Annotated in this window: 14 protein-coding genes; 2 read left to right on the top strand and 12 right to left on the bottom strand. The window is 73.6% G+C overall.

Annotated elements, in window-relative coordinates:
- The 5 genes from AB7J25_RS19450 to uvrC all read right to left on the bottom strand — a co-directional run.
- Positions 1–179 (bottom strand): glyceraldehyde 3-phosphate dehydrogenase NAD-binding domain-containing protein (locus AB7J25_RS19450; protein ID WP_428510999.1); only part of this gene is annotated, 179 nt, incomplete at its 3' end.
- Between the two features lie 200 nt (positions 180–379).
- Entirely contained in the window at positions 380–1,363 is a 984-nt protein-coding gene (gene whiA / locus AB7J25_RS19445; RefSeq protein ID WP_428510995.1) for a DNA-binding protein WhiA, read from the bottom strand.
- Between the two features lies 1 nt (position 1,364).
- Positions 1,365–2,462, bottom strand: a complete 1,098-nt coding sequence (locus AB7J25_RS19440) for a gluconeogenesis factor YvcK family protein (RefSeq protein ID WP_428510998.1) — start codon at positions 2,460–2,462, stop codon at positions 1,365–1,367.
- A gap of 17 nt (positions 2,463–2,479) precedes the next feature.
- Entirely contained in the window at positions 2,480–3,397 is a 918-nt protein-coding gene (rapZ, locus tag AB7J25_RS19435) for an RNase adapter RapZ (RefSeq protein WP_428510994.1), read from the bottom strand.
- Positions 3,394–5,433: an excinuclease ABC subunit UvrC gene (uvrC, locus tag AB7J25_RS19430; RefSeq protein ID WP_428510993.1), complete on the bottom strand. Its 2,040-nt coding sequence runs from the start codon at positions 5,431–5,433 to the stop codon at positions 3,394–3,396. Before uvrC ends, rapZ begins: the two co-directional genes overlap by 4 nt.
- Before the next feature lie 340 nt (positions 5,434–5,773).
- Between uvrC and AB7J25_RS19425 the strand changes: the two genes are divergently transcribed.
- Positions 5,774–6,505, top strand: coding sequence for a DUF2786 domain-containing protein (locus AB7J25_RS19425; protein WP_428510992.1), 732 nt, complete (start codon positions 5,774–5,776; stop codon positions 6,503–6,505).
- A gap of 156 nt (positions 6,506–6,661) precedes the next feature.
- On the opposite strand, the gene AB7J25_RS19420 is transcribed toward AB7J25_RS19425, so the two are convergent.
- The 4 genes from AB7J25_RS19420 to AB7J25_RS19405 form a co-directional block, all read right to left on the bottom strand.
- Complete coding sequence (locus AB7J25_RS19420; protein ID WP_428510991.1) at positions 6,662–7,360, bottom strand: HAD family hydrolase; 699 nt, start codon at positions 7,358–7,360, stop codon at positions 6,662–6,664.
- The gene (locus AB7J25_RS19415) at positions 7,357–8,361 is read right to left on the bottom strand and encodes a dihydroorotate dehydrogenase (RefSeq protein ID WP_428510990.1); all 1,005 of its coding nucleotides are present in this window, start codon (positions 8,359–8,361) and stop codon (positions 7,357–7,359) included. Before AB7J25_RS19415 ends, AB7J25_RS19420 begins: the two co-directional genes overlap by 4 nt.
- 74 nt (positions 8,362–8,435) lie before the next feature.
- Entirely contained in the window at positions 8,436–9,767 is a 1,332-nt protein-coding gene (locus AB7J25_RS19410) for a peptidoglycan-binding protein (protein WP_428510989.1), read from the bottom strand.
- A gap of 20 nt (positions 9,768–9,787) precedes the next feature.
- Entirely contained in the window at positions 9,788–10,909 is a 1,122-nt protein-coding gene (locus AB7J25_RS19405; protein WP_428510988.1) for a hypothetical protein, read from the bottom strand.
- 403 nt (positions 10,910–11,312) lie between these two features.
- Here AB7J25_RS19405 and AB7J25_RS19400 point away from each other — a divergent pair, with 403 nt between their 5' ends.
- Entirely contained in the window at positions 11,313–12,038 is a 726-nt protein-coding gene (locus tag AB7J25_RS19400) for an AfsR/SARP family transcriptional regulator (protein WP_428510987.1), read from the top strand.
- A gap of 28 nt (positions 12,039–12,066) precedes the next feature.
- Here the strand turns inward: AB7J25_RS19400 and AB7J25_RS19395 are convergent, their stop codons facing one another.
- The 3 genes from AB7J25_RS19395 to AB7J25_RS19385 are packed head-to-tail and all read right to left on the bottom strand — an operon-like array spanning position 12,067 to position 14,278.
- The gene (locus AB7J25_RS19395; RefSeq protein ID WP_428510986.1) at positions 12,067–12,513 is read right to left on the bottom strand and encodes a PH domain-containing protein; all 447 of its coding nucleotides are present in this window, start codon (positions 12,511–12,513) and stop codon (positions 12,067–12,069) included.
- Positions 12,510–12,986 carry a 6,7-dimethyl-8-ribityllumazine synthase gene (gene ribH / locus AB7J25_RS19390; protein WP_428510985.1) on the bottom strand — a complete coding sequence of 159 codons (477 nt, stop codon included), beginning with the start codon at positions 12,984–12,986 and terminating at the stop codon, positions 12,510–12,512. Before ribH ends, AB7J25_RS19395 begins: the two co-directional genes overlap by 4 nt.
- Positions 12,983–14,278 carry a bifunctional 3,4-dihydroxy-2-butanone-4-phosphate synthase/GTP cyclohydrolase II gene (locus tag AB7J25_RS19385; protein ID WP_428510984.1) on the bottom strand — a complete coding sequence of 432 codons (1,296 nt, stop codon included), beginning with the start codon at positions 14,276–14,278 and terminating at the stop codon, positions 12,983–12,985. The genes ribH and AB7J25_RS19385 overlap by 4 nt, the downstream gene beginning before the upstream one ends.
- Between the last annotated feature and the right edge of the window lie 4 nt (positions 14,279–14,282).

Here is a 14,282-nt window from a genome sequence, read left to right as displayed (position 1 = left end):
GGCAGCCTGCCGAGGATCGAGTCGTACTTCAGCAGGTGCGCGAGCGTCTGGTTGTCGGTGATGTCGTTCACCGCGACGATCTCGATGTCCGAGGTCCCGGCGACGCGCTGCGCATCCACTGCCCGCCAGAAGTTGCGCCCGATCCTGCCGAACCCGTTGACGCCCACCCGCACCGTCACTCATGCCTCCCAGCTCGTGTCATGTCGGATTGCTCTGACCCCAGACCCTATCGGCCACCGTCGCCGCGTCGATGCGCGGCGTGGGCAGCGCCACCGGTCCGGATGTCGGCGGTCGCCGCGCGGTCCCGCCGACCGGATTTCCCCCACCTCGTACCCCCCGAATGGGGGTTGAGCAGCGCGAACAGCGCGGCCCCTTCCACTCACGCCTGCTCGAGCAGCTCCGGTGTGACGGCCGAGTCCGTGTCCGGGATGCCCAGATCCGCGGCCCGTTTGTCGGCCATCTGCAGGAGCCGCCGGATGCGACCCGCGACGGCGTCCTTCGTCATCGGCGGATCGGCCAGCTGCCCCAGCTCCTCCAGCGACGCCTGGGTGTTCTCGGCGCGCAGCCTGCCCGCCGCCATGAGGTGCGTCGGGACGTCCTCGCCGAGGATCTCCAGCGCCCGCTGCACGCGGGCCGCCGCGGCCACCGCGGCCCGGGCGGAGCGGCGCAGGTTGGCGTCGTCGAAGTTCGCGAGGCGGGTCGCGGTGGCGCGCACCTCGCGGCGCATCCGCCGCTCCTCCCACGCCATGACGGACTCGTGGCCGCCCATGCGGGTGAGCAGGGCGCTGATCGCGTCCCCGTCCCGCACCACGACGCGGTCCGCGCCGCGCACCTCACGGGCCTTCGCCGTCACCCCGAGCCGTCGCGCGGCGCCCACCAGGGCGAGCGCCGCCTCCGGCCCGGGGCAGGTGACCTCGAGCGCCGAGCTGCGCCCCGGCTCGGTGAGCGAGCCGTGGGCGAGGAACGCGCCCCGCCATGCCGCCTCGACGTCGCACACCCCGCCGGAGACGACGGGCGGCGGCAGCCCTCGGACGGGGCGGCCGCGCACGTCGAGCAACCCCGTCTGCCGGGCGAGGCCCTCGCCGTCCTTCGTGACCCGCATGACGTAGCGGGCGCTGCGCCGCAACCCGCCCGCGGTGATGACCTGGGCCTCGCAGGTGTGGCCGAAGAGCTCCTGGATGTCGCGACGCAACCGCCGTGCGGCCACGCCGGTGTCGACCTCGGCCTCGATCACGACCCGCCCGCCGACGATGTGCAACCCACCCGCGAACCGCAGCAGAGACGCCACCTCGGCGCGCCGGCAGCACGGTTTGGTCACGGTGAGCCTGCTGAGCTCGTCCTTGACCGCCGCGGTCATCGCCACGTCACCATCTCCTCTCGGCAGCGTCCCCGCCCGCGGCGGGAACGGCTGGGTCGTGCGGGCGCCGGGCCGGGATCGCACCCGGCTCCGGGTCGGGCTCGGCCATGAGCCCCCTTCTCGATGTGTCGAGCGCGTCCAGCGCGTCCAGCGCGTCCAGCACAGCCTCCAGGGCCGTGGCGAGCGCTGCGGGATCGTGACGCGGCACGGCGCGGTCGCTCGCCGCGACCGGCGCGAGGTGCACGTCGCCCCCCGACGCCAGCATGCCCCGGGCGGCACGGCGCAGCCGCTCCGGGACCGAGACGGCGGCGATGTCGGCGAGGACCGCGTCGACCCGCAGTTCCGGTGCGTGCTGGGAGAGTACGGCCAGGTGCTGCTCCGGGGAGAACCCGGCCGTCTCGCCCGGCTCGGGTGCGAGGTTGAGCACCACGACGCGGCGGGCGGCGCTGCCGACGACGGCGGCGCGCAGCTGCGGTACCAGCAGGTGCGGCAGCACGCTCGTGAACCACGAGCCCGGGCCGAGCAGCAGCACGTCCGCCTCCCGGACGGCGGCCAGTGCGTCGGCGCAGGCGTCGGGCTCGCCGGGGAGCAGCCGCACGCGCTGCACGCGTCCGGGGGTGGATGCCACCGCGACCTGGCCACGGATGCGGTGCACCTCGCCCGGCGCGCCGAGACCGGTGACGTCCGCCTCGATGTCGAGGGGCTCGCGGCTCATCGGCAGCACCCGACCCCGCACCCCGAGCAGGGCCCCGACCTCGTCCAGCGCGGTCACCGGGTCGCCGAGGGTCTCCATCAGCCCGGCGAGCAGCAGGTTCCCGACGGCGTGCCCGGCGAGCGCCCCCGTGCCGCCGAAGCGGTGCTGCACCAGCGTGCGCCAGAGGCTCCCGGCGGCGTCGTCCGCGGCGAGCGCCGCGATCGCCATGCGCAGGTCGCCGGGCGGCAGGAGCCCCAGCTCGCGGCGCAGCCGCCCGGACGAGCCGCCGTCGTCCGCGACGGTGACGACCGCCGTGATCCGCTCGTCGACGATCCCGCGGTCCACGAGCGCCCGCAGCGCCGACAGGGTGGCGTGCAGGCCGTGGCCACCGCCGAGCGCGACGGCGCGCAGGACCGTCCGGCGGGCCGTCACTCGCGCCCCAGGTCGCGGTGCACGACGTTGACCGACATGTGCTCGCCGTCCCCGTCCTTGCCGCCGTCCCGCAGCCGCCGCGCGAGCTCCTCGCTGATCGCGACGCTGCGGTGCTTGCCCCCGGTGCAGCCCACCGAGACCGTGAGGTAGCGCTTGCCCTCGCGGCGGTAGCCCGCGCCGATCAGGTGCAGCAGTTCCAGGTAGCGGTCCACGAACTCCCCCGCGCCCTCCTGGGTGAGGACGTAGTCGCGCACCGGCTCGTCGCGCCCGGTGAACTCCTTGAGCTCGGGGATCCAGAACGGGTTGGGCAGGAACCGGACGTCCACGACGAGGTCGGAGTCCATCGGCAGCCCGTACTTGTAGCCGAAGGACAGCAGCGTGACCCGGGTGGTCTGGGCGACCTCGGCCCCGAACGCGCGCTCCAGCGTCGCCCGCAGCACCGGGACGCTGGTGGTCGACGTGTCGACGACGATGTCCGCGATCTCCCGCAGCGGTCGCAGCAGCTCCCGCTCCGCGGTGATGCCGTCGATCAGCCGGCCGTCGCCCTGCAGCGGGTGGCTGCGGCGCACCTGCTCGAAGCGGCGCACCAGCACCTGGTCGGTGGCCTCGAGGAACAGCACGCGCGGCTTGTCGCCGCGGGCGTCCAGGTCCTTGATGACGGCGTCCAGGTTGCCCGAGAAGGCCCGGCTGCGCACGTCCATCACCACCGCGATGCGGGTGATCTCGCCGCGGGCGCGGGCCCCGAGGTCGACCATCGTGGCGATCAGCTCGGGAGGCAGGTTGTCCACGACGAACCAGCCGAGGTCCTCCAGCACCTTGGCCGCGGTGCTGCGGCCCGCGCCGGACAGGCCCGTGACGACGGCCACCTCGATGCCGTGCGGCTCGTCCGGAGGGGTGGGCGCGGGGTCGGTCACGGGGACTCCTGTGCGTGGAGGGCGGCGTGGACGGCCGCGGCGGTGCGGGGGCCGAACCCGGGCAGCGCCGCGATCTCGTCGACGCCCGCGGCCTTGAGCTTGCGGACCGAGCCGAAGTGCTTGAGCAGCGCCGTGCGCCGCGCGGGGCCCAGCCCGGGGACGCCGTCCAGCACGGAGGCCGTCATGCCGGCCGAGCGGCGCTGGCGGTGGTAGGTGATCGCGAAGCGGTGCGCCTCGTCGCGCACCCGTTGCAGCAGGTAGAGGCCCTCGGAGGTGCGGGAGAGGATCACCGGGTCGGGGTCGGCCGGGAGCCACACCTCCTCCAGCCGCTTCGCCAGGCCGCAGACGGCGACGTCGGTGATGCCCAGCTCGGCGAGCACGTCCGCGGCGGCCTCCACCTGGGGCTGCCCGCCGTCGACGACGAGCAGGTTCGGCGGGTAGGCGAACTTGCGGGGGCGGCCGGTCGCGGGGTCGATCCCGGGGCGGTGGGCGCCGGGTTCCGCCAGGTCCGGCTCCGGGCCCGTCCCGCCGCCCGTCTCGGCCAGGTACCGCTTGAACCGCCGCCGCACCACCTGCGCGATCGCCGCGACGTCACCGCCGTCGGCACCTCCGCGCCGATGGTCGGCTCCGGCCGAGCTCCGCTCCTCGCTCGCTACGCTCCCTTCGATGCTCGCCCGGCCTGCGCCTCCGCGGATCTCGAAGCGGCGGTACTCCGACCTGCGCGCGAGCCCGTCCTCGAACACCACCAGCGACGCCACGACGTCGCTGCCCTGCACGTGGCTGACGTCCACGCACTCGATGCGCAGCGGCGCCGTGTCGAGCCCCAGGGCGTCCTGGATCTCCTGCAGCGCCGCCGACCGCGCCGTGAGATCACCCGCGCGGCGCAGCTTGTGCCGGGCGAACGCCTCGGCCGCGTTGCGGGCGACGGTCTCGGCGAGCGCCCGCTTGTCGCCGCGCTGCGGTACCCGGACCTGCACGCGGGAGCCGCGCAGCCGGCAGAGCCAGTCCGCGAGCGTGTCGACGTTCGGGGGCAGCTCCGGGACGAGGATCTCCCTCGGCACCGGCTGGCTCGCGTCGTCCGCGGCCTCCGCGAGCGCCGCCTGCTCGCCGTAGAACTGGGTGAGGAACCGCTCGACCAGCTGCGCGGTGTCGGTGGGCTCCACCTTGTCGATCACCCAGCCGCGCTGGCCGCGCACTCGCCCGCCGCGGACGTGGAAGATCTGCACCGCCGCCTCCAGCTCGTCCTGCGCGAACGCGACGACGTCGGCGTCCGTGCCGTCGCCGAGTACCACGGCCTGACGCTCCATCGCGCGGCGCAGCGCCCCGATGTCGTCGCGCAGCCGGGCGGCCTTCTCGAACTCCAGCGTCTCGGACGCCTCGGCCATGCGGCGATCCAGCTGGCGGATGAGGTGGTCGGTGCGGCCGGCGAGGAAGTCGCAGAAGTCCTCCACGATCGCGCGGTGCTCGTCGGCCGTCACCCGGCCGACGCACGGCGCCGAGCACTTGTCGATGTAGCCGAGCAGGCAGGGCCGGCCCATCTGGCCGTGGCGGCGGAACACCCCGCCCGAGCACGTACGGGCCGGGAAGACGCGCAGCAGGAGGTCGAGCGTCTCCCGGATCGCCCAGGCGTGGGCGAACGGGCCGAAGTAGCGCACGCCCTTGCGTCGCGGGCCGCGGTAGACGTGCAGCCTCGGGTACTCCTCGTGCAGCGTCACCGCGAGCACCGGGTAGGTCTTGTCGTCGCGGTAGCGGACGTTGAACCGCGGATCGAACTCTTTGATCCAGTTGTACTCGAGCTGGAGGGCCTCGACCTCGGTGGCCACCACCGTCCACTCGACGTGCGCGGCCGTGGTCACCATCTGGCGCGTGCGCGGGTGCAGGTGCACGAGGTCGGCGAAGTAGGAGTTGAGCCGCTGGCGCAGGCTCTTGGCCTTGCCGACGTAGATCACCCGGCCGTGGGCGTCCGAGAACCGGTAGACCCCGGGGGCCTCCGGGATCGACCCGGGCGCGGGACGGTACGTGGCGGGATCGGGCATGGCCCCTCCAGCCTAGGACCGGCGTCGAACACCCCCGGTCGCGCGCCCGTCTTGGACGGTGAACGGTCGGTCCGACACGTCACGGCCGCCGGCCGTCGCACACCTGTGCGACGGGCGGCACACACCTGATGGCGTCGGCACAGCCCGCCGGCGGTATGTGCCGGCACCACCGGGTCTGTGCGAGCGGGAACCGACCGGCGCCGCGTCGAGAACATGGCCGACGCCCGCCGACGTCCCCGTGACGGCGAGGCCCGTGATCTCGGCGTGGCAGGTGCCCCGCGACCCGGGCCGGGATGGTAGAAAGACCGCGCGAACGAATGTTCGAACGATCGGGGGCGGGATGGGTGCCGACAAGCTCGACACGGTCCGCAAGCTGCTGGCCAAGGCAGAGGGTGCCGCGACGCCCGCCGAGGCCGAGATCTACACGGCGAAGGCCGTCGAACTGATGGCGCGCCACGGCATCGACGCCGCGCTGCTGGCCGCCGCCGACCCGGGCAGCGACGAGATCGGCGGTCAGCGGATCGCGATGGACGACCCGTACAGCGCCGGGAAGGCCCGGCTGCTGGCGTGGACGGCCGGCGCGCTGCAGTGCCGCGCGGTGCTGCACACCGCCTCCGGTGGCCGGGTCGCGGCCGTCACCGTGTTCGGCTTCGCCTCGGATCGCGAGCGGGTGGAGCTGCTCTACACGTCGTTGCTGCTGCAGGCGACGAGCCAGCTCGTCCGGCTGCGGCCGCCGTGGCCCGGCGAGTCGGTCGCCGCCTATCGGCGCTCGTGGCTCTACGGCTTCGCGGACGAGGTGCACCGGCGGCTCGCCGAGGCCGAGTCCCGCGCCCGGTCCCGCGCCGAGGAGCGCGCGGAGCGGGCGGCCACCGGCGGCGGGGTGACACTGGTGCTGGCCGACCGCTCCCGGCGCGTCGAGCGGGCCTACGCCGAGGCGTTCCCGCGGCTCGGGCGGGCGCGGCGCGCCACGTACTCGGGCTCGGGGTTCGCCCACGGCGCCGAGGCCGGCAGGCGGGCCGATCTCGGCGGTGCCGCGGTGGCCGGTGGGCGGCGACGGGCCCTCGGCGCCTGACGGGCCGTACACCCCAGCGCCGTACACACCCCCCAGCGCCGTGCACACCCTGAGGTGGCCGTGCACACGGCCCGGCGTCCGCACGGTGACGCCACGGTGTGCACGGTGGGCCCGGCCCGCGATCGGACGTGCGCCGGAGCCCCGTCGCCGGCGGCGTCAGCGCGGCAGGGCCAGCACCCCGGCCACGACGTCGTCCAGCCGCTCGGCCGCGACGTGCGGCGGGTCGATCACGTCCGGCACCCAGCCCTCGAGGCGGGTGGCGAGCCCCGCGACCAGCCCGGCCCGCACGGCACCGTGCACGTCCCACGAGTGCGCGGCCACCAGCGCCACCCGCTCGTGCGGCGCGCCGACCCGCGCGCACGCGAAGTCGTACACCACGGCCGGGGGCTTGAACGACGGGATCTCCTCGGCGGAGAAGACGTCGCGGAGGTGCCCGCGCACCCCGGCGCGGTCGAGCGCCGCGGCGGCGACCGCCGCGCTGCCGTGGGTGAACCCGTAGGCCGGGATGCCCGCGTCGGCGAGGGCGGCGAACGCGGGCTCGACGTCCGGGTGCACCGGGAGCTCCGCGAACCCGCCGAGCACGTGCTCGACCGCGTCGGTGGACAGCCCGATGCCGCTCGTGGTGCGCAGCGCGGCCCGCGCCACCTCGCCGAACGGGCGCGCCGTGCCGGCCAGGGTGAGCGCCATGCCGTCGCGCAGCAGGCGGGCGAAGAAGAGCTCCCACTCCCCGGCGGGCCGTCCGATGTCGGCGAACCGCTTCCCGAGCGCCTCCAGCTGCAGCAGCGTCTCGAAGATGTCGAACAGCACCACGTCGGGACGGCGGTCGGGAGCCCGGACCGCAGCGGCAGGGGTCACGGGGCGACCGTACGCGGCGGGGTGTACCCGCGCACCGCGTGCAGCATCCGGCGGATCCGCAGCGCGCGCAGCGGGGCCAGCACGTACCCCGGGTACGACGCGAGCCACGTCGCGCTGCCGAGCGCGACGGCGTCCGCCCCGGCCCAGAAGTACTCCCGGCAGTCGTCGGCGGTGCGCACCCCGCCCGTACCGATGATCGGCAGCGTCACCCCGGCCTCGCGCAGCTCGGAGACCACGCGCAGCGCGATCGGTTTGATCGCCCGCCCGGAGAGCCCCCCGTAGCGGTTGGCGAGGAACGGGGTGCCGGTGCGCGGGTCCAGCCGCAGCGCCTTGACGGTGTTGATCGCGGTGAGCCCGGCGACCCCGGCCGCGGCAGCCTGGCGGGCGTTGCGCACGTAGTCGTGGTCCGCTGACAGCTTGAGGATCACCGGGTGGTTGCTGCGCGGCACGGCCTCGTCGAGGACGTCCTGAAGAATCGCGGAGAAGTCGAAGTTGACGTTGTGGCAGCTGACGTTGAACTCGACGCCTGCGATGTCGCCCGCCGGGACCGCGGCGTTGACGCGGTCCACGAGCGTGACGAGCTCCTCGGCGGAGAACCCGCCCAACGAGATGATCGTGCGCTGCTCGCGGGTGCGCGGGTAGTAGTCGCGCAGGTAGGCGTCGATGCCGACGTTGCACCAGCCGAAGGCGTTGATCCACCCGCCGTCCACGCCGCGCAGCACCGTCCCGTAGCGGCGCAGCAGGTCGGGCACCTCGTGCAGCGCCCAGTCCGTGCGGGTCGTGAAGTGCCCCTCGCGGGGCTCGACGGTGAGCGTGCGCGTGGTGACGGCGCCGAACTCAGCGAGCGGCACGAGCAGCGCGACGGGGCTCATGCCGTAGCCGAACTTCGAGTCCGACACGCCGTACCCGAGCAGGCTCGACGAGGTGACCAGCCGGTTGCGCAGGACGATGTCGCCCAACCGCACGCCCTCGCCGGAGGTCCCCGCCCGCGATCTCAGCACGCAACCGATGCTACGTGCGCCACGCGGCAACCCCGGGCGGGGCGGTCCGGTGCCCGGACCGCCCCGCCACGCGGTTACGGATCGAACGGCGTCCGCGCCGCCAACGCGTCCGGCTGGGCCCCGAACAGGCTCAGCATGGGCGTCTGCGTCGGCCCCATCCGGGTCAGGATCTCCAGATGGAACGCGGTGTATGAACCGGCGAAAGTGTTTCCGGCCCACGTCCGCACCACGGCCGTCGTGAACACGCCCGCGCCGTTCACCTCCTGGGAGAGCTGGTTGTCCTGGCAGCCGGAGATGAGCAGCCCGGAGGCACGGATCGCGCCCCGGGCCGCCGCGGCATCCCCTACCGCGGCCAGCACCTCGGCCTGGAGCTCGTTGACGATGGCGTTCGTGCCCAGTGGCATGTTCCGCGTGACGACCCGCCCCGCGTCCGGCGACCCGCTCCCCGGGACGGCCGCAACACCGGTCCGGGTCAGCAGCCCGACCGCGGCGCGGCTGTGCTGTCCCGGGAACCGGGAAGGCACCCGGGTGCCGGCCGATCGAAAGCCGTGATCACCGAGCTCCCAACCGGTCGCCCGGGCGAACAGGGCACGCTGTACCGCGACGGGCTCACCGGTCCGCTCCCCCGCCGGCGGACGTGGGAAGGTCGCCGCCGTGCCGACGTCGTCGGGGCCGGGCCGCGGCGACGCGAGACCGACGTAGTAGCTGTCCTTCAGCTCGGCAACGGCGAGCTGAGCGGAGTCCATGCCGCGGTAGACCGTCCCGCTGTGGCAGCTGTCGGACAGCAGCACGATGGACACCCCGGGTGCGAAGGCGGTGAACGCCAGCTCCAGCTCGTCGTCGAGGAGCTGACGGTCGTAGAGCACCCAGGTCTCGTCCTGCTGGTCCTCCTCGGGGTCGGCGCCCGTGTTCGGGCGCTGCCCACCGTGGCCCGCGTAGCTCAGCAGGAAGATCCCGCCGGTCGTCAGCGTGCGGGCGGCCTCGGCGATCTCCGCGAGGACGTTCGCCGACGTGGCGTCCGCGGTGAACAGCTGTGCGGTCCGGAAACCCTCCGCCTGCGCGATCGACGTCATCGTGCGGGCGTCGTTCTCGCACCCGCTCAGCGCCCCGTCCCAGCCACCGTAGCGGGCCGGATCCACCCGGTTCACGCCGATGTGCAGCGAGCGCGCGACCGCCGAAGGACCGGACGCGTCGCCGGTCGACTGGCCGCCGGCGACCGGTTCGGCGAGCCCGAGCGCTGCCTGGGTCCCCGGTCCGGCGACGCCGTCCACCGAGAGCCCGTGGTCGGCCTGGAAGGAACGGACGGCGTTGTCGGTCAGGGGGCCGAAGCGGCCGTCCACCGCCGAGCGGAGGTACCCGCGGTCGACCAGCGCCTGTTGGAGTCTGGCGACGTCGTCCCCGCTCATGCCCCATCGCAGGGTGCGCATCAGTCCGCGTACCAGTAGAAGTGGGCGCTGTGCCCGGCGAGCTGGCTGAGCCCGCCCGTCGCCAGCCGGTACATGCCGGTGTGGATACCGAACATCTTCGCCTTCATGAACACGAGGTAGCCGCCCGGGTCGAGCAGCTGGACCGACGGCACGCGGACGGAGGCGACCTTCGTCCGGTCCTGGACCCCGATCTCGGCGACGGCCGAGCCGTTGTCATCCTGCACCTGGATGCCCTTCCACCACGTCTTGTGCGGGGCGAGCTCCAGGACGATCTCGATCTCGTTCGGGTTGTCGATCGGGTTGAGCGACAGCAGCGAGATGCAGTCGTTGTCCCAGAGTCGCTTGGTCGACTCCAGGTCCTGCCAGCTGATGCCGGTGTCGCGCGGGATCTCCCGCTTCGCGGTGAGCAGGGAGAACAACTGCGGCATGCACGACTGCACGCACGTCAGCACGTTCGAGATCGACGGGAGGACGAAGCGCTGCATCGTCTCGGTGTCCACCAGCAGGGGGTCGAGCTGGTCGACGTCCCGGCTGCCGACGATGCTGCCGACGGCCTTCGTCGCGGCCTTGATGGCGGCAGGCGCGTGCTTGATCACCTGGTCGACCACCAACGAGGCGAGGAACCCCCAGCTGCGCTCCAGGGCCTCCTGGTCGAGGTCACCTGACTCGCCGCGGGAGCTCCTGCTCTCGACCTCCTGGCGCATGGCGTCGACGAGCGCCGGCGTGCAGTCCTGCGTGATCTGGGTGACCACCTGCGCCAGCTGGTACTGCTCGAGGGCCCGGGCGGCCTCGACGTCCACGACGCTGATCTCCCGGCCGCCGAACAGTCCGCCGAGCACGCTGCCGACCCCGCCGCCGATCTGCGTTCCCACTTTCTTGCCCGACGAGCCGCCGATCAGGTCGCCGATCGCTCCGCCCACGGCGGGCAGAGCGGGTGCGACGAGGGAGGCGGCGACCGGGAGGAGGACGTTGAGGAACCGGGGGACGAGGTCGTCGGCCGCCGCGGTCACGACGACGACGCCGCCGTCCGGAGCCGCCGTCGCGGTCGTGGTGTCGCGGGTCTTCGCCGAACCGCGGGTCCGGCTCGGTGTGCGGCGTGGTGCCTCGGTGGTGATGGCCATGACGTGTACCCCTCCGGTCGACTGTGACGCCCGCGATGCGGGCCGTCGGACACCATGCGCGGGCCGCCGTCCGGGCGTGATGTGCGCGGCCGGCGCCGGATCGTCACCCGCGCGCTTCCCGGGCGTCACCGGCTCCCCGGGTCGCGGGCTCGGAGACGACGGGGAGACGGCGTCGCTGCCACCCTCGACGGGTGAGCCGTGACCCCTCGGCGTCGATCTTCATCGTCCGCGCCTGGTTCGAGCACGGTGAGCTGCGCTCGCCGGACGCCGCAGCAGGGGAACGCACGGAACCGTTCGGATGACTCGCTGACGACGGTCGGTACATGTCCGTGTGACGTCGGTGGGGGAAGAATGCTGATGCGGGGGACAACAACTCAAGAGACAGCATCCGTGGGGGGAAGCGATGGAGGGAACTGCGCATCGGGACATCGGGATCCAGGTGCTCGGGGGATTCGGGCTGCGGGTCGACGGCCGGTCGGTACCGTTGGCCCTGGGAGCCCAACGGCTGCTCGGGTGCCTCGCGTTGACCCCTGGGGGCCTCCCGCGTGCGATCGCCGCGGAGCTGCTATGGCCTGACAGTCCCCGCGGGCGAGCCGGCGCGAACCTACGTTCGGCCCTGTGGCGAGCGCGTCGCTACGGCCACCAAGCCCTCGTCGAGTGCGACGGTGCGCGACTGCTGCTCGCCCCGAGCGTCGCCACCGACCTGCACGTCGCCCTGGAGCTGGCCCGCGAACCCCGCCATGAGCGCCATGGACGGGAGCCCGCCGATGCGGAGCGGTTGATCGCCATGCTGTCCGAGGGGCTGCTCATGGACTGGTCGGACGACTGGCTCCTGATCGAGCGACAACGGTGGGACCAGATCCGGCTCCACACGCTGGAGGCCCTCGCCCAGCAGTTGATGGCGTGCGGAACGCATCTCGTCGCGCTCAAGGCGGCCTTCGCCGCCGTCGCGATCGAGCCGGTGCGCGAGAGCGCGCACCGGACGGTCGTCGAGATCTTCCTCGCCGAGGGGAACACCGCCTGCGCGCTCAAGCACTACCAACGCTACCGGGGAATGGTGCAGCGCGAGCTCGGCGTCACTCCGTCCCGGCACATGACGCGGCTGGTCCAGCCGCTCGCGATGATCTGACCGGGACGCCGCTGCGGCGCGACCTCCCTCAGCTGCGCGACCGCGACGCCGCGTGCAGCTTCCGGAGCGCGGTGATCTCGTTCACGGCGCGCTGCCCGTCCACGGCCTGGATGGCGAGGACGGGCAGGTACTCGTCGTCGGGCAGGTCGAGGCGTGCCCAGGAGGCGCCGTCCGGGAAGGCGATGCGCACGACGAGCTCCCACGGCAGCCTGCGCGTGGCGAGGATGTTGCGCACCTCGATGCCGTCGGCGTCCGCACGGACGCGGGGCCGGGCGAGCAGCAGCACACCACCGGCGATGAGCAGGCCGAGGACGACCATCGCCACCTGGTCCGCGAGGCGGAAGAACACCCCGGTGGGTGTGACACGCAGGTACACCGCGATCACGACGAACAGCGCCATGATGACGGCGGCGCCGACCCACGCGCTGACCAGCACCTTGAACGGCCGGATCACCACCGGCGCGGCCCCGCTCACCGCGGCACCCGCAGGTCGCGCAGCACCAGCGCCGTGCGCAGCGCAGCGACACTCGCCTCGGCGCCCTTGTCCTCCGCGGAGCCGGGCGCCCCGGAGCGCTCCACGGCCTGGGCGTGGGTGTCGCAGGTGAGCACTCCGTTGCCGACGGGGGTGCGCTCATCCAGCGCCACGCGGGTGAGCCCGGCGGTGACGGCGTCGCACACGTACTCGAAGTGCGGCGTGCCCCCGCGGACGACGACGCCGAGGGCGACGACCGCGTCGTGGGTGCGGGCGAGCTCCTGGCACACCACGGGCAGCTCGACCGTGCCCGGTACCCGCACGACGGTCGGCTCGGCGCCCGCCCCGGTGACGGTGGCGAGCGCCCGTTCCAGCAACGTGTCCACGACGTCGGCGTGCCACGTGGCGGCCGCGACGCCGACCCGCAACCCGGTGGCGTCCAGCTCCGGCGTCACGGGCCTGCCCTCGCCGCTCACGGCGCGTCCCCCGGCTCCTCCAGCACGGCCTCCGGTCCGGCGACGCCCAGATCGGGCAGGTCGTGACCCATGCGGTCGCGCTTGGTGCGCAGGTAGCGCAGGTTCTCCGGGTGCGCGCTCACGGGCAGGGGCACCCGCCCGGTGATGCGCAACCCGTAGCCCTCCAGGCCGGCGCGCTTGTCGGGGTTGTTGGTGAGCAGGCGCATGGAGCGGATGCCGAGGTCGACGAGGATCTGGGCGCCGGTGCCGTAGTCGCGGGCGTCGGCGGGTAGGCCGAGTGCGAGGTTGGCGTCGACGGTGTCGGCGCCCGCTTCCTGCAGTTGGTAGGCCTGCAGTTTGTGCATCAGGCCGATGCCGCGGCCTTCGTGGCCGCGCATGTAGAGCACCACGCCGCGGCCCTCCGCGGCAACGGCGGCGAGCGCGGCGTCGAGCTGGTGGCCGCAGTCGCAGCGCAGGGAGCCGAGCACGTCCCCGGTGAGGCACTCGGAGTGCACCCGCACGAGCACGTCCTCGCCGTCGCCGAACACCGGCCCGGTGGGGTCGGCGGCTTCGCTTCGCACCATCGCGATGTGCTCGATGCCGTCGAGGAGGGAGTCGAAGCCGTAGGCGAGGAACTCGCCGTGCCGGGTCGGAATGCGGGCCTGGGCCACCCGGGCGACGTGCTTCTCGAAGCGCCGCCGGTACGCGATCAGGTCCGCGATGGTGATCATCGTGAGGTCGTGGTCGGAGGCGAAGACGGCCAGCTCGTCCCCGCGGGCCATGTCGCCCTCGTCCTTCTGGGACACGATCTCGCAGAGCGCCCCGGCCGGCGTGCAGCCGGCGAGGCGGGCGAGGTCGACGGCCGCCTCCGTGTGCCCCGGCCTGCGCAGCACGCCGCCCCCGCGGGCACGCAGCGGCAGCACGTGCCCGGGCCGGACGAGGTCGCCGGGCCCGGTGGTCGGGTCGGCCAGCAGCCGGATCGTGTGCGCGCGGTCGCTCGCGGAGATCCCCGTGGTGATCCCGGCCTTCGCGTCCACGGTGACGGTGAACGCGGTCTTGAAGTTGTCGGTGTTCGTGTGGTGCATGGGCGGGAGGTCGAGACGGTCGCACTCGCCCTCGGTGAGCGCCACGCAGATGTAGCCGGACGTGTAGCGCACCATGAACGAGACGAGCTCCGGCGTCGCCTTCTCGGCGGCGAAGATCAGGTCGCCCTCGTTCTCGCGATCCTCGTCGTCCACGACCACGATCGCCTTGCCCTCGGCGAGGTCGGCGATCGCACGCTCGATCGCCTCGAAGCCGCGCGTCGGGCTCACCGCT

It is taken from the genome of Pseudonocardia sp. (assembly GCF_050246655.1).
Taxonomy (GTDB): Bacteria; Actinomycetota; Actinomycetes; order Mycobacteriales; family Pseudonocardiaceae; genus Pseudonocardia.
The sequence above is the reverse complement of the archived record's forward strand: the minus strand, read 5'-3'. Positions and strand labels throughout refer to the sequence as shown.

Bases quoted from the DNA above. Each gene is read 5' to 3' on its own strand.
- AB7J25_RS19405 (WP_428510988.1), bottom strand. From the start codon at position 10,909: ATGGCCATCACCACCGAGGCACCACGCCGCACACCGAGCCGGACCCGC.
- AB7J25_RS19425 (WP_428510992.1), top strand. From the start codon at position 5,774: ATGGGTGCCGACAAGCTCGACACGGTCCGCAAGCTGCTGGCCAAGGCA.
- AB7J25_RS19400 (WP_428510987.1), top strand. From the start codon at position 11,313: ATGGAGGGAACTGCGCATCGGGACATCGGGATCCAGGTGCTCGGGGGA.
- uvrC (WP_428510993.1), bottom strand. From the start codon at position 5,433: ATGCCCGATCCCGCCACGTACCGTCCCGCGCCCGGGTCGATCCCGGAG.
- AB7J25_RS19410 (WP_428510989.1), bottom strand. From the start codon at position 9,767: ATGAGCGGGGACGACGTCGCCAGACTCCAACAGGCGCTGGTCGACCGC.